Below are 21,019 nucleotides of genomic sequence, written 5' to 3'. Positions count from 1 at the left end.
GATGAAAAAATTATTTTTATCCTCATCATTTGCTGAAGTCATTGATTTATTCATACATTTCATCGGCAACCTTCAAGGAAAAACTATCACATTTATTCCTACAGCAAGTCATGTAGAAGAAGTGACTTTTTATGTAGATGACGCAAAAAATGCGTTGATACAACAAGGGGCAAAAATTGATGAACTTGATATATCTACTGCGACTTTTGAGCAAATCAACGAAAAACTCAATAACAATGATTTTATCTATATTAGTGGGGGAAATACCTTCTTTTTACTACAAGAATTAAAACGCAGTGGCGCAGATAAATTAATTATCCAGCAAGTCAATGCAGGTAAACTTTACATTGGTGAATCGGCAGGGGCGATGATTACCTCACCAAATATAAATTATGTTCAACTGATGGATTCACGAGAGCCAGCACCTGATTTAGTTGATAATAACGCATTAAATTTAGTCAATTTTCACACACTGCCTCATTACACAAACGTCCCTTTTATAGAAGCAACGCAGCAGATTATTGAAACCTATTCTGCAACACTCAATTTAGTGCCGATTAATAATACACAAGCGCTTATTGTGAATAATGATATTGTGGAAATCCAAACCAAAAACTAAAAGGATAAACTATGCAAAGTCTACAACAGTTCCACACTTTTTCATTACCAGCACATGCACAACACATTGTTGAAATTACAAATATTGAACAACTCAAACAACAATGGGCAGCATGTCAGGCAATTGGACAGCCAGTATTATTTTTAGGACAAGGCAGTAATGTCTTATTTTTACGTGATTTTAATGGTGCGGTCTTCATTAATCGCTTACTTGGTATTCAGCACAGTGAAGATAATCAATTTCATTACCTGCATGTCAATGGCGGTGAAAATTGGCACCAATTAGTAGAATGGTCATTACATGCTGGGATTAGCGGTTTAGAAAACTTAGCATTAATCCCCGGCTGTGTTGGCTCTGCACCTATTCAAAACATCGGTGCTTATGGCGTTGAATTTAAAGAAGTGTGCGATTACGTCGATGTCCTCAACCTACATAATGGTGAGCAATTCCGTTTAAGCAATGAACAATGTCAATTTGGTTATCGCGATAGTATTTTCAAACATGATTATGCGAATGGTTATGTGATTCTTGCCGTAGGCTTAAAATTGACCAAAGATTGGAAACCAGTGTTGAAATATGGTTCATTGGCTAATTTAGAAGAAAGTGCGGTCAGTTCTCAGCAAATTTTTGATGAAGTTTGCTCAGTACGCCGTAGCAAACTACCTGATCCAGCTGAGTTTGGGAATGCTGGAAGCTTCTTTAAAAATCCTATCGTTTCAAAAGCAGATTTTGTCAACCTACAACAAGAATATCCAACGATCCCACATTTTCCTCAACCCGATGGCAATGTTAAACTTGCTGCAGGCTGGCTAATTGATCAATGTGGTCTGAAAGGCTATCAAGTCGGTGGGGCAGCGGTACACCAGCAACAGGCTCTCGTATTAATTAACAAACAGAATGCCACCGGTTCAGACATTGTAGAATTAGCGCATCATATCCGCCAGAAAGTAGCACAACGTTTTGCAGTATGGTTGCAACCTGAAGTTCGCTTTATTGATGAAAAGGGCGAAGTCGACAGTGAACAAGCAATTAGTTAAATAAGGAATATCATGAATTTCAACACAATTTTAGACACTTTACCTACTATTGAACATTTAACAGGGCTTACCGTCATGACAGGTTCGACACAAGTTCATTACATTCCAGCCATTGCTGGCAAATTAGGCTCATTACGTGTCTATCATGCATTAGCGAATGAATTTAATGGTAAATTAGACCGCACTTCTGCACAAAAAGGATTGCAGCTCTTCGCTGAACATACCGAAGATGCGAAACAAAACCAAGGGAAACATCCCAATATTGATTTATTACTGAATGTCATTGAACATAATCTCGAATATCAATTAGTACCGCAATTATGACAACACCAGCGTTAAAACCATTTCCTCTCCCAATTAACTATTTCGGTATTGTACTTGGGCTTTCTGCGCTCTGCCTCGCATGGCGCTCTGCTGTACCGACTTGGTCTATCGCAACAATAATCAGCGAAAGTTTATTTAGCTTAGCAAGTGCGGTCTGGTTTTGCTTTATTTGTGCATACCTATGGAAATGGACGCACAATCTAAACACGTTTAAAGTCGATTTACAACACCCCGCATTAGGTAGCTTTGTTAGCCTGATGCCAATTACTACCACATTGATTGGGATTGCATCAATGCCTTATGCGCGATACGTTGCTGTCATCTTAATCAGTATTGGCATCTTCATTCAACTCGCATTTGCAGCTTATTATATTGCAGGTATGTGGCGAGGTACTCATCAAGCTGAATACACCACGCCAGTCATTTATTTACCCACTGTTGCTACAAATTTTGTCAGTGCAACTGCATTAGGTAGTTTAGGTTATGATGAATTAGGTATGTTATTTTTTGGGGCTGGCTTTTTCTCTTGGCTAATGCTAGAACCCGCCGTCCTACAGCGCCTACGTACCTTACAACCTATTCCAGAATCCTTACGTCTTGATATTGGTATCCAACTTGCGCCTGCTTTTGTGGGTGGTTCCGCTTATTTAGCAATTAACGGCGGGCAACTTGACTTGTTTGCTAAAATGCTGATTGGCTATGGTTTATTGCAACTACTCTTTTTAATTCGCTTATTACCGTGGGTTTTTAATAAAGGTTTTAGTCCTGCAATTTGGGCATTTTCCTTTGGTTTAGCCTCGTTGGCAAAAGTCAGCTTGTTTATTTATCAACAAGCAACAGATAACCTTTTCTCAACACTCGGATTAACCTTATTCTGCTTTGCTAATCTGAGTATTGGATTAATGTTAATCAGCACATTGTATTTACTATTCACAGGTAAATTCTTTATTAAATGATGGTTTATCTAATTTTCGAGTGAATAGGTCCATGTTCGCTCGAAAACTTCCTGATATAGCACCCCTAACTTGAACAAAAAAGATGCAATTCATTCAATAATCGTTACAATGCTTAAGAAAGATTTATATGGCATACATGTTTATTTTGAATGACTCATTCAATAACGGCAATATAAAATAAAAAGGGCTTTCTATGCTGACATGTCTAATAAAAAAACTTGCTATTTTATGCATTACAATCCTTACTAGTATAGTAATTCTGGCCGTTATCACATATAAACCTCTACCAAATAATTCAGCTGAAATAAAACAAACCTGTCGCGATATTGATCCCAATAGCTTATTAGCCCAGCACGTTCTCCCACTAATCAATCAACAACCAGAGTTAACGGGTATTTATCCCTTAAATGATGGGCAAGATGCATTCCTTGCTCGCCTAGCGCTCGTCGAAACAGCACAACGCACATTAGATTTACAATACTACATTTGGCACAATGATATTTCTGGGCATTTGCTACTACAAAGTGTATATAAAGCCGCTGAACGTGGCGTTAAAGTACGTTTATTACTTGACGATAATAATACAAAAGGCATGGACTCTTTATTAACCTCTCTTAATGCCCATCCTAATATTAATATCCGCCTTTTTAATCCTTTTATGCAACGGGATTATCGTCTACTAGGTTATCTCAGTGACTTTTTCCGCCTCAATCGGCGTATGCATAATAAATCGTTAACAGCAGATGGTTTAATCAGTATCGTTGGAGGGCGTAATATCGGCGATGAATATTTTGGTGCAGGTAATGGTGTACTTTTTGCAGACTTAGATGTTGCCGCAGTCGGTGAAGTTGTCGCGCATATCGAAACAGATTTTGATCGCTATTGGAATAGCAAATCTGTCTATCCTCTAGCACTCATTGTAAACGAAACTAGCCAACCCTTTGATAGTCGACCCGCTAATGACACCGCAACACAGCATTATTTAGCACAGTTAGCACAGCTGCCTTTCGCTAAGAATTTAAAAACAGGATCACTACAATTCACTTGGTCACCAGTGCAATTAATCAGTGATGATCCAGCTAAAGGGTTAGGGGAATCGAATATAGAAAATACAGTACTCGCCCATATTGCACCAATTATGCAAAGCGCTAAAAATAGCTTAATTATTGTGTCACCCTATTTTGTGCCAACCAGTATAGGTGTTGATTTTCTTAAACAAATTGCTCAAATTGGTCCCCGTGTTTCTATTTTAACAAATTCACTGGAAGCAACTGATGTGAGCATTGTGCATTCAGGATATGCGAAATATCGTAAAGCACTGCTAGAAAATCATATTCATCTGTATGAGCTAAAACCTAATGCAACAGTACAAATGGACCCACCTCACCACTTGCTAACGGGTGGGAGTAGTGCGAGTCTACATGCTAAAACATTTAGTATAGATCATCGCTATTTATTTGTTGGCTCATTTAACATGGATCCACGTTCTGCTATGTTAAATACTGAAATGGGGTTAATTATTGATAGCCCTACATTAGCACAAATGCTAGTAAATAGATTGCACATACACCACCAAACCTATACTTTCTCTGTCGCACTTAACCAAAATGGCGATATCTATTGGGAAACGCAAGAAGCAGGAAAAAATATCCTATATGAAACAGAACCACACGCAAGTTTATTTAAACGTATCTGTATTTGGTTTCTCTCCTTGCTGCCAGTAGAACATCTACTTTAAAAAACTGATACTCTCATTATGCACCACATTTAACCTTTTGCTTATTGGAGTGAAAATTTAAATTCATCATCTTTCTGGTGTTTTTATGCAAAAATATTCAACTTGTGCCCAAAAAGTAGTACTTTCTTTGAACAAGATCAGGAAATTCCCCCTGCCTTTTGATTACAATCAGATTTATTTCCAATCTTATTCATGAGGTCATCTATGGACATTAAGCAATGCTTACAAGTAATAAAAATAGCGCAGAACAGGCATTTTGTTTTCTTCTGTTTATCTATTGTTTTTGCTATCATCATGACAGTTCTACTTTCTGACGCCAGCTTCACAAAAGTACAAAACTATGTACTCTTCTTATTATTTTTTGCAATTAGCTTATGGGTTACTGAGGCGATTCCACCCTTCTCTGTGAGTATCTTAATTGTTGGCTTCTTAGTATTAGTCATGGGCAAAAGCGAAGCCTATGATGCCATCCAATATCTACAAACTTGGTCTGATAGTGTAATTTGGCTCTTTCTGGGCGGCTTTTTCCTCGCAGAAGCTATGAAAAAAACCAAACTCGACTTGTTATTGCTCAAAGCGGTATTGCCTAAATTTGGTAATAAACCAGTTTATGTATTATGGGGGTTAATGCTAGTAACTGCGATAATGTCCATGTTAATGAGTAATACTGCAACAACCGCAATGATGATCGCTACGATCAGTCCTTTATTTACCCGATTAGAGAAAAGTTCTAATTTATCTAAAGCCTTACTTTTAGGCATTCCTGCCGCAGCATCGGTTGGTGGGATGGGGACTATTATTGGTTCCGCACCAAATGCCATTGCAGTTGGTGCTCTTGAAAAACTAGGACATCCTATTTCATTTTTAGAATGGATGATGGTCGGTACACCGCTGGCATTAGTATTACTCTTTATTTTCTGGCGTGTATTGGTTAAAAAATACCAAGTAGATAAAACTGAAAATCTTGATTTCAGTTTTTTACAAGAAACTGCACAAGTCCATTCTAATCGAGTAGAAATGCTACATAAAACAATTGTATTAGTTATCCTTGCTACCACATTATTCTGCTGGCTGACCTCTAAATGGATTGGTATTCCTGTCGCTGCTGCCTCAGGCATTCCTATTGTTGGACTGACAATGACTGGCGTTTTAGGCGAAAAAGACATTCGTCAATTACCTTGGGATACTTTAATGCTAGTTGCTGGTGGTCTTGCGCTGGGCTTAGCTATTGAAGAACAACATATCGCCGCCCACTTTGTTGAGCAAATCAGCCATATTCAAGTGAGTTTCGTGATGTTATTAGTGCTCTTCGGTTTCATTACTGTGATTTTATCTAACTTCATGAGTAACACTGCGGCAACAACGATCTTAATCCCGATGGGGGTTTCTTTATTGGCGATGGTTGGTGGAGTTGATATTAATCCAATGATTCTCCCACTGGTAATTGGATTAAGTGCCTCTTGTGCATTATTTCTCCCTGTTTCAACGCCACCAAATGCGATTGCATTTAGTACAGGCTTAATTAAGCAAGCTGAATTCCGTTTAGGCGGTGTAGTCATTGGCTGTCTAGGACCAATCTTGAGTATTTTATGGGTATTGGCTTTATCTACTTTTTTATAGAAAAGTGCATAATCTCATCTTAAAATTCAAATAAAACATACCGCACTTTAGCTTAATGGTGCGGTATGTTATGCTATAACTATAGACTGATCTATCCTCTTTTTAGACAATTATCGGAACTTTACTAGGTGTCCGTAGTCTAATTTCTACCCAATCCACAAATAGCCTGAAAGATTGGCGCATGTTGGATTTTATGCTATAACTAGTTTGGAATTTTATCTTTCATTTTTAAGAAGGAAAACAATGAATAAAGAAACACAAACCATGATGTTGGTTCCACAAGGCAGTATTGAAGCATACATTCGTGCTGCAAACGAATATCCAATGCTCACCGCTGAGGAAGAAAAGGAATTAGCGGAGCGTTTGTATTATCAAGAAGATTTGGAAGCAGCGAAAAAGTTGATTCTTTCACATCTTCGCTTTGTCATCCACGTTGCACGTGGTTATTCAGGCTATGGCTTACCTCAAGCGGATTTAATCCAAGAAGGTAACATTGGTTTGATGAAAGCGGTTAAACGTTTTAACCCAGAAGTCGGGGTACGTTTAGTTTCTTTTGCTGTGCATTGGATCAAGGCAGAAATTCACGAATATGTATTACGCAACTGGCGTATTGTTAAAGTGGCAACCACTAAAGCACAGCGTAAATTATTCTTTAATTTACGTAAAACGAAACAACGTTTAGGTTGGTTTAACGAAAATGAAGTGGAAATGGTAGCAAATGAGCTTGGCGTTTCTCCTGAAGATGTGATGGAAATGGAATCACGTATGACGGGATCGGATGTTGCCTTCGATTTGCCAACAGACGATAACGAAGAAACCTATGCGCCATCATTATATTTAGAAGACAAAGGTTCTAACTTTGCGGCTGAATTAGAAAATGAAAATTACGAAACGCAAGCTACAGAGCAATTAACGGTTGCGTTACAAGGGCTTGATGATCGTAGTTTGGATATTATTAAAGCGCGCTGGTTAGATGAAAATAAGGCCACCTTGCAAGATCTTGCCGTGAAATATAATATTTCTGCTGAACGTGTTCGTCAGCTTGAAACTAATGCACTGAAAAAACTAAAAAGTGCGGTCAATTTTTAATAAATTTTATTACATTACCCAAAAGCCAAAGTGAAATACTTTGGCTTTTTTATTTGCTACAGCAACAAAGTGTAAACTTTTTCTTACAAAATAATCATGCATTTTATCTGTTTTAATTCAGCATAACTATAGCTTTATGCTTTTTATCTTGTTAACATAACTGCAGATTTTTACACAATAATATGTAAATATTTCTTTACAAAATAAGATTTTATTATTTAACAAGAATAAAGAAGGAAACTATCGTGAATAAAACAGCTGGAAGCACATTACTTGTTTCAGGCACTATGATTGGTGCAGGCATGTTAGCTATGCCGCTTACTTCTGCGGAAATCGGCTTTAGCTTTACATTAGTATTACTCATTGCGCTATGGGGATTATTGACTTATACCGCATTACTCTTTGCTGAAATTTATCAAACTGCTGAGCATGACGCAGGTATCGGCACTTTAGCTGCTCAATACTTTGGGCGTGCAGGACGAATTATCGCTACAGTCGTCTTACTAGTTTTCCTATATGCACTGCTTTCAGCCTATGTCACTGGCGGAGGTTCAATTCTTGCCTCTAGCTTACCAACAATTGCAGATAAAGAAACAACATCTAAACTCGCGATCGGGTTATTTACTCTATTCTTTGGTGCTTTTATTATTATTGGTACTAAAAGTGTAGATGGAATCAACCGTTTACTATTTTTTATTATGCTAGGCACATTACTCTTAGTATTATGTTTAATGTTGCCAAAAGTCAGTCTTGATAATCTGATGGCAATGCCTCTTGATAACGCGCTATTGTTATCAGCCAGCCCAATTTTCTTTACTTCTTTTGGCTTCCATGGTTCTATTCCAAGTCTGAATAATTACTTACAAGGTAATGTAAAAGCATTGCGTTTTTCAATATTAACAGGTTCTACTATCACCTTAATCTTCTACATTGTGTGGCAACTTTCTACCCATGGTGTATTAAGCCAAACACTGTTTTTGCAGATTCTAAAAGATGATCCAACGCTAAATGGTTTAGTCAATGCCAGTTTACAAATCACTGGCAGCCCAATACTGGCACAAGCTGTTAAAATTTTCTCGGCATTAGCATTAATCACTTCATTCTTAGGCGTGTCATTAGGCTTATTTGAATGTATTGAAGATTTATTAAAACGTTCATTTAATATTTCCGCAGGTCGTCTTAGCTTAGGTGCATTAACCTTTTTACCACCCTTACTTTTCGCGTTTTTCTATCCACAAGGTTTCGTATTAGCGCTCAGCTATGCAGGACAAATGTTTGCGTTTTATGCAGTAGTCTTGCCCGTTGCCTTAGTTTGGAAAGTACGTAAGCAACATGCTCACTTGCCTTATCGTGTCGCAGGTGGCACGCCTATGCTCCTATTGGTGTTAGTGCTGGGCGTTGCAATTACCTTGATTCCATTCATTATGCGTGCAGGTTATTTACCACAAGTGATCGGCTAGTAATGATGGGGAGCTAGAAAAATTGACTATAAAATTTCGCTAAGAATGTTATATTGGCTCAATAAAATACAGATAAAGCGGAATGAGAATATGAAAATTACAACATGGTTAAAAACGACGCTATTGATAGGTGCATTACTGAACTCAACCAACTTATCAGCAAATGCACCTGTTTATGTTGAATCACCCTCGATTGAAAATGTCAGTCGAGCCAGTTCTTATGTTTCCTATATGTATCGTATAGAAGCATTACGCAATCAATGGGTAGGCAATGATGCGATGTTTTTCATTCGTTTATCAAGCATTGATACTTTTGGTGATACCCGTTCTGCTTTAATTGCAAGCCTATCTGATAATAGTTACAGTATTGAACGCATTGCGACAAACTGTAATACAAAAGAAACGACATTGAAAAGCAAAGCAGTATATGATGCCAATGCAAAATTGATTGAGTCTAATCAGCAAAACGTTTACCTCGGTCGCCCTATTCCTGATAGTTATATTACAGAGGCGGTGCTGGTGATGTGTGATGCCTTAGCAATTATTCCAGCCAATCCTAGCTTGCATGATGACAAAATGAAAGAATCTGTTCCGTTTATGAATATCATTAATGATCATGTACGCCGTCAAGGCGTTAAACCTCATGCCATCATTGTTGATCACATTGATGACTATTTACGCACTCGGTTAAATGCCAAAAAATCAAGTAAATAACAAAGGGACTCATTGGAGTCCCTCAATTTTATAAAACCAGCCTTGTTATTCAACAAGCAACAGCTCAACTGCTTCTTGAAGTGCTAGCCATTCCATTTCGATCTCTTCTAGCTGCTTTTTATAACTGACTTGTTCAGCTAAAAGTGCGGTGAGTTTTTCTTTATTTTCCGCTAAATACAATGCACTATCACTTAATTGTGCTTCAATATCAACTAAGTTATTCGATAATTTGTCCATTTGAGTTTCAAATTGTTGTAGCTTTTTACGGAGTGGAGCAGTCTGTTGTCTTAATTCTGCTTCTCGACGCTTTTGCTCTTTACGGTTCGCACTACTGTTGCTATTGTCGCTGCTGCTTTGCGTATTCAGTTTCACTTCTGGTGCGCGGTTTAGCTCATTCAACCATTTTTGGTAATCCTCTAAATCGCCGGAAAATGGGGCGACTTTCTTATCATGCACTAAATAAAATTCTTCCACAGTATTACGCAGTAAATGACGATCATGGGATACTACAACTAACGAACCTTGATAATCCACTAAGGCTTCTGTTAAAGCTTGGCGCATATCAAGATCTAAGTGGTTGGTTGGCTCATCAAGTAATAATAAATTTGGTCGCTGCCATACAATCAATGCCAATACTAAACGCGCTTTTTCCCCACCAGAAAAAGAGTTTACGGCTTCATTCACTTTGTCGCCTTTGAATGCAAAACCGCCAAGATAATCTCTGAGCTGCTGTTCCGTATGTTGTGGTGCCAGTTTTTGCAGATGCCATAATGGGCTTTCATCAGCCCGTAGGGTATCTAATTGATGCTGTGCAAAATAGCCAAGCTGTACACCTTTAGCAAGTAGTATCTGCCCTGAAAGGGCGGATAATTCACCCGCCAACAATTTAGTTAATGTCGATTTCCCTGCCCCATTTTTACCCAATAAGCCAATTCGCGAGCCAGGGACTAAATTCAATTTAATATTTTCTAAAATTTCGACCGCACTTTGCCCCTCGCTATTAAGATAACCCGCACTGACCTGTTCCATCGAAAGCAAAGGATTAGGCAGTGCCAACGGCTCACGAAAGGCAAAACGGAAAGGATTATCTACATAGGCAGGTGCGATCAGCTCCATCCGCTCAAGGGCTTTCACACGGCTTTGCGCTTGTTTTGCTTTACTCGCTTTGGCTTTAAAACGATCAATATATTTCTGTAAATGCGCAATTTTTTGTTGTTGTTGACGATAAAGTGCGCTTTGCTGAGCAAGCTTTGTTGCACGTTGTATTTCAAAGGAAGAATAATCCCCTGTGTATTCATTTAACTTTTGATTTTCAATATGCAAAATTTTATTCACAATAGGATCAAGAAAATCACGATCATGCGAAATCAATATCAATGTGCCTTTGTATTGTACTAACCAACGTTCCAGCCACATAACCGTATCTAAATCTAAATGGTTAGTAGGCTCATCTAACAATAATAAATCAGAAGGACAAAGTAACGCCTGAGCGAGATTTAAGCGCATTCGCCAACCACCAGAAAAAGACTTCACCGGCTGCTGTAACTCCTGTTGGCTAAAGCCTAAACCATGTAATAACGCGGCAGCACGCGCTTGGATCGTCCATGCATCAATTGCATCAAGTTGTGCATGCAGATGCGCAATCTGATGCCCATCACCTTGTTCATTAGCAAGTGTCAGCGCATGTTGTAAACGACAATACTCACGATCACCCTCAATGACATAATCTAATGCAGCAGTGTCTAATGCTGGTGTTTCTTGATTAACCCAAGATAATGCCCAATGACTTGGAAAACTGACTTCACCATTTTCCGCACTCATTTCTTGTTTAAGTAAAGCCAATAAAGAAGATTTACCACAGCCATTCTTTCCTACCAGCCCAACTTTTTGCCCGGGGTTAATAGTAACGGAGGTATTTTCGAGCAAAATAGATTGCCCACGTTTTAAGGTTAAATTTGTAAAAAAAAGCATTGCTTGTCAGTATGTCTCGTTCAACTTTTATTATAGAATGAGGTATTTTCTACTTTTTTATCGGAGTTGCCAATGTTTGATTCTCTTATCGTGCAATTTGTCGTGTTGTGGGCGGTTATTGATCCTATTGGTTCAGTTCCCGTCTACTTAACCAAGACAGTTGGCTTATCAATTGAAGACAGACGTAAAATCGCTTTAAAAGCCGTCGTCATTGCGACTGGGATTTTAATGTTCTTCTTAATTTTAGGTCAGGGTTTATTGGAAGCAATGCAAATTCCACTTACTGCATTCCAAATTGCAGGCGGCTTAGTACTCCTCTTATTTGCATTGACGATGATTTTTGGTGAAGGAAAGCCAGAACATGAAATGCGTATGTCATCCAGTTTAAGCGAGCTTGCCGTTTATCCTCTTGCCGTTCCTTCTATTGCTTCTCCCGGCGCAATGATGGCAATTGTATTATTAACAGATAACCATCGTTTTAGCTTTTTCGACCAAGTATTCACTACAATTATTATGCTGAGTATTTTGTTTATCACGTATATTTTGTTACTGATGGCAAACAAAATCCAACGCTTAATTGGTAACACTGGTGCCGCCGTCATTAGCCGAGTGATGGGCTTAATTCTTGCCGCAGTGGCGATTAATAATATGTTAGTGGGGATTCGCGACTTCTTCACTCAAGTAGTATAACCACTCAAACCTACTCAAAGTGCGGTCAAAATTTTGAAAATTTCTACCGCACTTTTATTCCCCTAACGGCGCTTATTCAATTGCCCAATCAATTCTCGGCTTTCCAAGATCAAGTCATTCGCATCTTCTTTTTGCTGCACAATGCCCATAAAGAGTAAATCTGTAATCGCATGTTGTGCTGTACGCGAGGCAATCGAAGAACTACGAAATTGTGATTCATCCGCGACTGAATAAAGTAAATAATCTGCTACAGCATGTAAGGGGTTACTCAGCAGGGCTGTCAAAGCAATAATGGGAACCTGACGAGCTTGCGCATTTTCTGCTGCTAATAAAATTTCGCGATGACGACCTGAAAACGAAATCAAAAATAACACATCTTGCGATGTTAAACTCTGACTCATTGCAAGTTGTGCATGGGTATCCGTTTCTGTTACCGCAGGCAAACCAATTTTTGTCAGCTTATAAAACAAATCTTTAGCCACCAATGCGGAGTTACCGATCCCCATCAATTGAATCCGTTTTGCTCGCAATAAACATTGAATCACATCTGCAATCTGCTGGGTCGGATTCAAACTTAAACTTTCTTTCAATGCTTGTTGTTTTTCCAAAAAAAGTTTCTCGGCAATTTCAGTCAAATCATCTTGATCAGTAATGTTATCGTGTAAATGAATACGCTTTTCTTGCTGTGCTTCTTGTCGAATTAATTCTTCACTAATCGCAAGCTTAAAATCACTGAATTTATCTGCTCCTAACTTCTGACTAAATTTAATGATTGCAGATTGGCTCACTTTAATTTGTGCCGCAAGCACCTTTGATGAAGAAGATTTCACAATAGCTGGATTCTTCAGCATAAAATCTGCAATACGCTGCTCATTAGGCGAAAGTGAATGATAGGCATGCTTTAATTTAATTAAAAATCCCATAGCTCCTCGCAGTAGCGGATAAAAAGTGAGCAAGCTCACAGAATGAATAAATTATTCCCCAGAAAGATCCATTTTGGAATAAAATAATCCCAAATAAAGCTATTCAAGGAATTTTTTATGCAAAGCTCAATTAACGGACTAATCACAGAAAGTCGAAATCCATTCAGTACAAATATCGATCAACTTTCAACTTTAGATATGTTAGCAGTAATTAATCAGGAAGATCAAAAAGTTTCCTTAGCGGTAGAAAAAGTCTTGCCTGAAACGGCAAAAGCAGTTGACGCAATTGCAGAAGCCTTTATGAAAGGAGGGCGTTTAATCTATTTAGGCGCAGGTACATCAGGGCGGTTGGGCATTTTAGATGCCAGTGAATGTCCACCAACTTTTGGTACCCCACATGAACAAGTTGTCGGTTTAATCGCCGGTGGTCCCCAAGCAATTCTAAAAGCTGTAGAAAATGCAGAAGATGATCGCAACGCAGGTGTACAAGATTTGAAAAATATTCAACTAAATGCACAAGATATAGTAATCGGCATTGCGGCAAGTGGTCGTACACCTTATGTCTTAGCAGGCATTGAATACGCAAAACAGTTAGGCTGCATGACAGTTGGTATTAGCTGTAACCCAGATTCAGCTCTTGCTAATCTTGCTCAAATTGCCATTACGCCAATCGTTGGCGCAGAGGTCATCACTGGCTCATCACGAATGAAAGCGGGTACCGCACAAAAATTTATCTTAAACATGCTAACCACAGGTGCCATGATTAAAACAGGCAAAGTGTTTGGTAACTTAATGGTTGATGTCGTGGCAACAAATGCGAAATTAGTTGAACGGCAAAAAAATATTGTAATGCAAGTCACTCAGTGTGATTACAATCAAGCAGAGCAGGCATTAGAACAGTCTGGTGGTCAATGTAAAGTGGCTATTGTGATGCTGTTGCTCAATATGTCAGCGGAAGAAGCTAAAAATTGTTTAGCTAAATCCAATGGTTTTATTCACCAAGCATTAACTTCAGTCAAGTAAGGCAAGTTAAAAAAGGAGAAGATTATGGCAGTCATAGATAATGCGATGATCCACAGGCTGATGCAGTTATTAGGTGGAAAGAGCAACATTCAAACCGTCACTAACTGCATGACACGTTTGCGCGTGACATTACAGGATTCATCAGCCGTTGATATGGATGCGCTCAAAAAAATCGACGGTGTGTTAGGCGTAGTTGAAGCTGATGAGCAATTGCAAATCATTCTTGGACCAGGTAAAGCAACCAAAGCGGCAGAATTAATGAAAAGTTTAGTGGATACTGGTTTGGAAACACCTTCGCTCAAAGAGATTGCACGCGACCAAAAACGACAAATTAAATCAACACAAACCAGCAATATTCACCAATTCTTTGCTAAATTTGCGACTATCTTTACACCGCTCATTCCGGGTTTTATTGGTGCGGGCTTACTCCTTGGATTAGCGACAGTCTTGCAACAGGCATTTGTTGCGGGTGTTGAAAATCCAAACGGCTTTTTAGTCGATGTTATCGCTTATATGAAAGTATTCAGTAAAGGGCTATTTAGTTTCTTGAGTATTTTGATTGGTTATAACGCAGCAAAAGCCTTTGGTGGTTCTGGCGTCAATGGTGCCATCTTAGCTTCTCTATTTATCCTTGGCTACAATCCAGAAGCGACTAAGGGAATTTATTCTGGTTTAAGTAATTTCTTTGGTTTAACTATCGATCCACGCGGTAATATTATCGGGGTATTAATTGCAGCAATTGTAGGCGCTAAAGTAGAGCGTTGGGTGAGAAAATTCATTCCTGATAGTTTAGATATGGCATTAACCTCTACTGTCACATTGCTTATCATGGGCTGCTTTACTTTCCTATTAATTATGCCTGTGGGTGTCGCTTTGTTTAATGGTATGTCTTGGTTATTCTCAAACCTCAATGGTAATCCACTCGGTTCTGCAATATTAGCGGGATTATTTTTAATTTCCGTAATGCTTGGGATCCATCAAGGCTTTGTTCCCGTGTATTTCACTTTAGTCGAAACACAAGGCTTCAACGCACTCTTCCCGATATTAGCAATGGCGGGGGCAGGTCAAGTTGGTGCTGCATTAGCGCTGTATTTTAAAGCCAATAAAGAGGCAGTGTTACGTACTCAAATTAAAGGTGCAATTATTCCGGGCTTCTTAGGTATTGGCGAGCCATTAATTTATGGTGTCACTTTACCACGTGTCAAACCATTTATTACTGCTTGTATCGGTGGTGCAGCAGGAGGTTTCACTATTGGTTTAATCGCCTATTTAGGCTATCCAATGGGCCTAAACACGGTGTTCGGTCCATCCGGTTTGTTAGCGACACCATTGATGACTTCACCACTTGGTGTTTTCCCCGCAATCGCTACCTACTTACTAGGCACCGTTGTCGCTTATATCACAGGTTTTATCACGACTTATTTCTTTGCAACTAAAGATGTTGATTTAAGTTAAAGCGTTTCTACTTTACCGTACTGCAACCTACGGCCTCCCTTAGGAACTTTACGAAAATCAGCATTTGGGCAGAACAATAGTCTGCCCTTTTTTATTGCGTTAAAACTTGAACAAAATCGACCGCACTTTTATCGCTGATCTGCACTCTTTTTATTGACAAACATGTAATTTCACATGGTTAGCTTTCAAGATTTCTAAAATCGGGTCTGGTGGGCTTGCATCAGTGAAAACATGTTCGACATCGGCAATAGAGCCTAAGCGAACCATGGCACGACGTGAAAATTTGGAATGGTCAGTGACTAAAAATGTTTTACGCGAACTTTCAATAATGGCACGTTTTACTTGTACTTCGTGGTAATCGTAATCCAATAATGAACCCTCTAAATCAATGCCGCTAATACCTAAAATACCAAAATCTAAACGGAATTGCGAAATAAAGGCAATCGTTGCTTCGCCAATAATGCCACCGTCTTGGCGTAATGATCCCCCTGCTAAAATAATATCAAAGGTATCATTTTGCATTAAAATATAAGCGGCATTGATGTTATTGGTGACAATGCGTAATTTTTGATGATTCAACAGTGCATTAGCAACTGCTTCCGGTGTGGTACCTATATCAATAAATAACGAAGCACCGTTGGGAATTAAAGTGGCGACTTGCTGAGCAATACAATTTTTGCCTTTTAAAAAGAAATTTTTACGTTCAGCATAGTCACTATTTTCAGCCGTCGAAGGCGACGCTGCGCCACCATGATGGCGGCGGATTAAGTTTTTTTCAGCCAACTCATTCAAATCACGACGGATCGTGGGTGGGCTAACATCTAATAAAGCAACTAGCTCTTCGGTACTGACATAGCCTTTTTGTGTCACTAAATCGACAATTTTTTGATGACGAATCGATTGTTTCATGTTGTGTTTTTCACTTGTTAGAGTTAAGTGCGCTGACATTTTATGCTATTTTATAACACAAATCATCTTTTTGCTGTGCGTTTTAACGTTAACCATGCTAATAGCATGCCAATAATCAAACCTGAAATATGCGCGGTATTGCCCATTTCCACGCCAAAAATAGGGCTGATAAAACCTGTAATAATGCCAAGGATTAATATCATGGAAAATCCTGCTGGTAAATTAAAATAATGTTTAGAACCAAATTTATCAAAGATAAAAACATATCCTAACACCGCATAAACAACACCAGATAAACCAAAGAAATAAGGACCTGAGGCAATATTTTGTGCAAATCCCGTCAATAATGCAGCAATAAGAAAAATTTGGCAAAGTTTAACTGTGCCAAAATGGTGTTCAATTGTGTGTCCAAATAGCCACCACCACACTAGATTAAACGTAATATGAGTTAGTGATAAGTGAACAAATGTGTGGGATAAGTAACGCCAAATTTGCTGATATTGTGGTGAATTTTCAGGATAATGCATCCATTCTAAAATAACTTGTTCATATCCTATGAATTGAAAAAAAGAAATAATAAGGCAGAGAAAGGTAATAAAGAAAGTCAATTTACTGGTTTGTAAGAGTCTTTTTAATTTGCTGAGTTTAAGACCAGATTGGTTTAAAAATGCTTTTAACGAATAATGACTTGATTGAGTATCACCGCTTGTCCAACTGGCTTGTTCATATTTTTTATCAAAGGGTTGAACCAAAAATTGTTCTTTTTCCGCAAGAATAGCCTGTAAATGCGGTGAATTTTCATCAACAAAGATATCTATTCGTTTGCCTTTTTGATCCTGAACTTCACGAAGTTCTACTTCAACGGAAAATTGTGCACGGATATAGTCTCGAAAGCGAAAAGCCAAAAGTGAGATTTCGCTACCAAATAAATATTGCATTTTTTATTCCTTATTTTATGACGTTGTACCATTGTAAGTGGAGGTACTTTAAAATGAAAATAAAAATCGTTAATTAGAATAACTATTAGGGTAAGCTGAATCTTTCAATGTTTGCTTTACATGCGAAAATAGCCCATTAATTGGGCTGTTTCCACTTTTTACCAAGCAAAATTAATTGCAGTATTATAAGTAAGGCGGCTACTTGGGCTAACTGCAATGCCCGCACGTGTCGCTACATGTTTGTTAAAGCGATATCCAACACCAACTGCAAGCGCCGTTTGAGTATGGTAACCACCTATTGAGGCAGTAAAGTTCAGTTTATGCTTTTCGTCAGGTTGGAATAAACCACTAAGCGCCGCTTGAGTTGCTAATCCTGCATTCATTTTCTTATCCAAGTGGCGTAAGTCTTGTTGTAATGCTTGAATTTTATGATCAAGCTGTTTCATGATATCGGTATTATCTAAGCGGAATGTTTGGCTAGCGTAATTTACTGGTAAGAAATTAAAATTATTTTGTTGGATTTTAGTAGAAAGATCAGCAAGTTGTTCTGTAGTATCAAGTGAAAAGTTAGATAAGTTTTCCGTGTTTTCTTCTATTTTTCGACTTTGGTGTGTAACTTCTGAAGAAAGGTGCTTTAAAGTTTCATTGATATTTTCTAGTTCTGTTGATGATTCATTTTGAGTGTTATCTGCTTGTTTTTGTAAAAGCCGGAAGTTCTGTATCAATTCTTTAGTATAATCAACTAAAATATCAATTTTTTCACTATCTTTATAACTATTCATACTATTTAATACACCATAAAGTGATTGAGCTTCAGCAGCGCCATAAGGATTACAGTAGTTAGAAGAATTAGAGTTAGGGTTGTTACATACACTATTAAGTTCATGTAAATTGTAGCTCGGATCATAATCTGTTGAACTATCTGTTGTTGGTGCAGCAAAAATGTGGTTTGATAGGAAAATGGATAATAAAAAAGCGGTTTTTGAATGTTTCATTTGCAATAATCCTTATTATAAATAATCCATGATTTTTGAGTCGTTTATTATACCACTTTTTTTATAAAAATTGATATTTATTAATATGTTATGAGAGGGAGTAATGAGTAGAGAAAGTACACCAACAGGCTTTAGTGGATTTAGTTGGGCAATCGCAATATTCTGTTTGCCGATATTATTATGGCCATTAGCATTAACTATTTCACCTAATTTGTTAAAAAGTCCAAATTTAACAGAAAGTGAAATGATATTTATGTCAGTTTTTTTATGGGGTTATCCATTTGGTTTAGCAATTGCGGCACGTATTGTTTACCGTATTAACCAGCATAACCATGCTTTAGCACGTAATATGTTGATGATAAGTGCGGTCATTTTTTACGGACTTTTATTTTATGTCGCTAGTGGATTTAATTAACACTCCGCTTTTTATTAGTCAACTTCGTAGGATAGGTTTTAGCCTATCCTACAAAGACTTTGAGTTAAGACACATTTTCTATTGGTAAGCCTTCCTGCTGCCAAGCTTCAAATCCACCAGTCACACTATATACTTCGGTATAACCTTGTTCGATTAAATACATCGCCGCACCACGACTACTGACACCATGATAACAAATCACGATTACTGGGTGATCATCTTCATATTCCAGCTCAAATTGTCCATAGCTTTGGTTGGTTAGGTGAAAGGCATGTTGTGGGTGTGCCGCAGCAAAATGTAGCGGATTACGGATATCTAATAAAACAGCATCGCGTTGTCGCATTAATTGCCATGCTTGTTGTGGAGAAAGTTCAGCAAATTGTGACATAACTATTTCTTTTGAGATGTTTAAAAGTTGCTCAATATAGCATTTTTATTGCAAAAGAAAAACACAGTCTCATTATGGAATTAATTTGTGAGAAATTCGTGATTTTTAAACCGCACTTTTTGACCCTGTGGCATTTTTTTCTTATTATGCAATCACTATTTTTCGTTTTAAGGGCAACTTTTATGCAATATCTTTTATCACAAACGGAGCAAGGACAACAGCTTGGTATCACTGCCAAAATGGCAAACCGTCATGGTTTGATCGCAGGTGCAACGGGCACAGGAAAAACCGTAACATTACGCACGATGGCAGAAGCCTTTAGTGACGATGGGGTACCGGTGTTTTTAGTCGATGTGAAAGGCGATTTATCTGGTTTAGTTAAAGCGGGACAATTTCAAGGAAAAATCGCAGAGCGTATTGAACAGTTTGGTTTAGGTAATGAGCACTATTTAAATAGCTATCCTGTATCATTTTGGGATGTGTTTGGTGAAACAGGAATTCCATTGCGTACCACGATTTCTGAAATGGGACCGCTATTATTATCTCGTTTATTGAATTTAAATGCGACACAAGAAGGTTTGTTAAATTTAGTTTTCCGTGTGGCAGATGATAAAGGATTATTGCTGATCGATTTAAAAGATTTACGCGCTATGTTGAAATATGTTGCCGATAATGCGAAAGTCTTTCAATTAGAATACGGTAATGTATCTGCTGCCAGTGTTGGTGCGATTCAGCGTGCATTATTGGCATTAGAAAATGAAGGGGCAGCAAATTTGTTTGGTGAGCCAGCCTTAAATTTAGAAGATTGGTTACAAACTCGTGATGGACGCGGTGTCATCAATGTCTTAAATTCAGAAAAATTAATTAACTCACCAAAAATGTATAGCGCTTTTTTATTATGGTTAATGGCAGAGTTATTTGAAAATTTACCTGAAGTGGGGGATCCAGATAAACCCAAATTTGTGATGTTCTTTGATGAGGCGCATTTGCTATTTGATGGGGCACCAGCAGTATTAGTCGATAAAGTGGAACAAGTTGTACGTTTAATTCGTTCTAAAGGGGTAGGTGTGTATTTTGTGACGCAAAACTCACTAGATTTACCAGATACTGTATTGGGACAATTAGGTAATCGTGTGCAGCATGCGTTACGCGCATTTACTCCTCGTGATCAGAAAGCAGTCAAAGCTGCGGCAGAAACGTTCCGTACTAATCCAAAGATTAATGTCACAGAAACGATCACAACACTGGGTGTAGGACAAGCATTAGTGTCTTTCTTGGATGAAAAAGGTATGCCATCGCCTGTCGAAGTCGCTTATATTTTTCCTCCGCGTAGCCAATTAAAACCTATTTCGTTGGAAGAACAAACGGCTTGGGTAAAAGATGATGAAATTTATCCGTTTTATCGTGATTTGGTTGATAATGAATCTGCTTTTGAAGTATTAAATCAGCAAGCTGATTTAGCTGCTGTGGCCAAAAAACAGGCAGAAAAAGCGCAAGCGGAAGAAGAAAGTGGTTTAATGGGGAGTTTAAGTCGTATGATTTTTGGGACGAAAAAGCGCGGCGAAAAATTAACAGTAACTGAAGAAATTGTCAGTGGTGTTGCCAAATCAGTAGGACGCAGCATTCGCAGCCAAGTCACCAGACAAATTATGCGTGGCATTATGGGGGCTTTGAAGAAGTAAATGCGGTCAGTTTTAGCAAAGTTTTGCTTTTTTAGTACAACGAAATAACAAAAAGCGCGTTGATCAGTTTCAA

At 38.2% G+C, this 21,019-nt stretch carries 20 protein-coding genes; 14 read left to right on the top strand and 6 right to left on the bottom strand.

All coding sequences use genetic code 11. From position 1 onward, the window contains the following. Position 1 precedes the first annotated feature (1 nt). The 9 genes from ACFSAV_RS00610 (at position 2) to ACFSAV_RS00570 (ending at position 9,557) form a co-directional block, all read left to right on the top strand. A complete protein-coding gene (locus ACFSAV_RS00610) occupies positions 2-619 on the top strand; it encodes a peptidase E (RefSeq protein ID WP_379095016.1) in 618 nt (205 codons plus the stop codon). A gap of 11 nt (positions 620-630) precedes the next feature. Beyond that, a complete protein-coding gene (gene murB, locus ACFSAV_RS00605) occupies positions 631-1,656 on the top strand; it encodes a UDP-N-acetylmuramate dehydrogenase (RefSeq protein WP_379095013.1) in 1,026 nt (341 codons plus the stop codon). 12 nt (positions 1,657-1,668) lie between these two features. Next, on the top strand, positions 1,669-1,980 hold the full coding sequence (locus ACFSAV_RS00600; protein ID WP_379095010.1) for a DUF2322 family protein: 312 nt from the start codon (positions 1,669-1,671) through the stop codon (positions 1,978-1,980). Beyond that, positions 1,977-2,936 (top strand): dicarboxylate transporter/tellurite-resistance protein TehA, encoded by a 960-nt coding sequence (gene tehA, locus ACFSAV_RS00595; protein WP_379095008.1) that lies wholly within the window; start codon positions 1,977-1,979, stop codon positions 2,934-2,936. The genes ACFSAV_RS00600 and tehA overlap by 4 nt, the downstream gene beginning before the upstream one ends. 193 nt (positions 2,937-3,129) lie before the next feature. After that, positions 3,130-4,674, top strand: a complete 1,545-nt coding sequence (locus ACFSAV_RS00590; protein ID WP_379095007.1) for a phospholipase D family protein — start codon at positions 3,130-3,132, stop codon at positions 4,672-4,674. A gap of 204 nt (positions 4,675-4,878) precedes the next feature. After that, positions 4,879-6,294, top strand: a complete 1,416-nt coding sequence (locus ACFSAV_RS00585) for an SLC13 family permease (protein ID WP_379095005.1) — start codon at positions 4,879-4,881, stop codon at positions 6,292-6,294. A 243-nt stretch (positions 6,295-6,537) separates the two neighbouring features. Beyond that, positions 6,538-7,383 (top strand): RNA polymerase sigma factor RpoH, encoded by an 846-nt coding sequence (gene rpoH, locus ACFSAV_RS00580; protein ID WP_101775620.1) that lies wholly within the window; start codon positions 6,538-6,540, stop codon positions 7,381-7,383. Between the two features lie 245 nt (positions 7,384-7,628). Next, positions 7,629-8,843, top strand: coding sequence for an aromatic amino acid transport family protein (locus ACFSAV_RS00575; protein ID WP_379095001.1), 1,215 nt, complete (start codon positions 7,629-7,631; stop codon positions 8,841-8,843). A 90-nt stretch (positions 8,844-8,933) separates the two neighbouring features. After that, positions 8,934-9,557 carry a hypothetical protein gene (locus ACFSAV_RS00570; RefSeq protein WP_379094998.1) on the top strand — a complete coding sequence of 208 codons (624 nt, stop codon included), beginning with the start codon at positions 8,934-8,936 and terminating at the stop codon, positions 9,555-9,557. A 45-nt stretch (positions 9,558-9,602) separates the two neighbouring features. Here the strand turns inward: ACFSAV_RS00570 and ACFSAV_RS00565 are convergent, their stop codons facing one another. Beyond that, on the bottom strand, positions 9,603-11,528 hold the full coding sequence (locus ACFSAV_RS00565) for an ABC transporter ATP-binding protein (protein ID WP_379094996.1): 1,926 nt from the start codon (positions 11,526-11,528) through the stop codon (positions 9,603-9,605). Positions 11,529-11,600: 72 nt separating this feature from the next. Here ACFSAV_RS00565 and ACFSAV_RS00560 point away from each other — a divergent pair, with 72 nt between their 5' ends. Further along, positions 11,601-12,218: a MarC family protein gene (locus tag ACFSAV_RS00560; protein ID WP_101775624.1), complete on the top strand. Its 618-nt coding sequence runs from the start codon at positions 11,601-11,603 to the stop codon at positions 12,216-12,218. A 62-nt stretch (positions 12,219-12,280) separates the two neighbouring features. Here ACFSAV_RS00560 and ACFSAV_RS00555 read toward each other — a convergent pair whose 3' ends face one another. Next, the gene (locus ACFSAV_RS00555; RefSeq protein ID WP_379094994.1) at positions 12,281-13,141 is read right to left on the bottom strand and encodes an SIS domain-containing protein; all 861 of its coding nucleotides are present in this window, start codon (positions 13,139-13,141) and stop codon (positions 12,281-12,283) included. Between the two features lie 117 nt (positions 13,142-13,258). Between ACFSAV_RS00555 and murQ the strand changes: the two genes are divergently transcribed. Continuing rightward, on the top strand, positions 13,259-14,164 hold the full coding sequence (gene murQ, locus ACFSAV_RS00550) for an N-acetylmuramic acid 6-phosphate etherase (protein ID WP_379094991.1): 906 nt from the start codon (positions 13,259-13,261) through the stop codon (positions 14,162-14,164). Positions 14,165-14,188: 24 nt separating this feature from the next. Next, a complete protein-coding gene (gene murP, locus ACFSAV_RS00545; RefSeq protein WP_379094988.1) occupies positions 14,189-15,619 on the top strand; it encodes a PTS N-acetylmuramic acid transporter subunit IIBC in 1,431 nt (476 codons plus the stop codon). A 150-nt stretch (positions 15,620-15,769) separates the two neighbouring features. Here the strand turns inward: murP and ACFSAV_RS00540 are convergent, their stop codons facing one another. From ACFSAV_RS00540 to ACFSAV_RS00530, 3 genes are all read right to left on the bottom strand, one after another. After that, positions 15,770-16,528: a DeoR/GlpR family transcriptional regulator gene (locus ACFSAV_RS00540; protein WP_379094985.1), complete on the bottom strand. Its 759-nt coding sequence runs from the start codon at positions 16,526-16,528 to the stop codon at positions 15,770-15,772. Positions 16,529-16,590: 62 nt separating this feature from the next. After that, entirely contained in the window at positions 16,591-17,466 is an 876-nt protein-coding gene (locus tag ACFSAV_RS00535) for a rhomboid family intramembrane serine protease (protein ID WP_379094982.1), read from the bottom strand. A gap of 158 nt (positions 17,467-17,624) precedes the next feature. After that, the gene (locus ACFSAV_RS00530) at positions 17,625-18,461 is read right to left on the bottom strand and encodes a YadA-like family protein (protein WP_379094979.1); all 837 of its coding nucleotides are present in this window, start codon (positions 18,459-18,461) and stop codon (positions 17,625-17,627) included. A 103-nt stretch (positions 18,462-18,564) separates the two neighbouring features. On the opposite strand from ACFSAV_RS00530, the gene ACFSAV_RS00525 reads away from it, so the two are divergent. Further along, entirely contained in the window at positions 18,565-18,876 is a 312-nt protein-coding gene (locus tag ACFSAV_RS00525; RefSeq protein WP_379094976.1) for a DUF5389 domain-containing protein, read from the top strand. 64 nt (positions 18,877-18,940) lie between these two features. On the opposite strand, the gene glpE is transcribed toward ACFSAV_RS00525, so the two are convergent. Next, positions 18,941-19,264: a thiosulfate sulfurtransferase GlpE gene (gene glpE, locus ACFSAV_RS00520; RefSeq protein ID WP_379094973.1), complete on the bottom strand. Its 324-nt coding sequence runs from the start codon at positions 19,262-19,264 to the stop codon at positions 18,941-18,943. A 182-nt stretch (positions 19,265-19,446) separates the two neighbouring features. Here glpE and ACFSAV_RS00515 point away from each other — a divergent pair, with 182 nt between their 5' ends. Beyond that, positions 19,447-20,946 carry a helicase HerA-like C-terminal domain-containing protein gene (locus tag ACFSAV_RS00515; protein ID WP_379094970.1) on the top strand — a complete coding sequence of 500 codons (1,500 nt, stop codon included), beginning with the start codon at positions 19,447-19,449 and terminating at the stop codon, positions 20,944-20,946. The last annotated feature ends 73 nt before the right edge of the window (positions 20,947-21,019 follow it).

This window comes from Pasteurella oralis, assembly GCF_042681465.1.
GTDB lineage: Bacteria > Pseudomonadota > Gammaproteobacteria > Enterobacterales > Pasteurellaceae > Pasteurella > Pasteurella oralis.
Note: the sequence above shows the minus strand (reverse complement) of the source record. Positions and strands in the feature narration are given on the sequence as shown.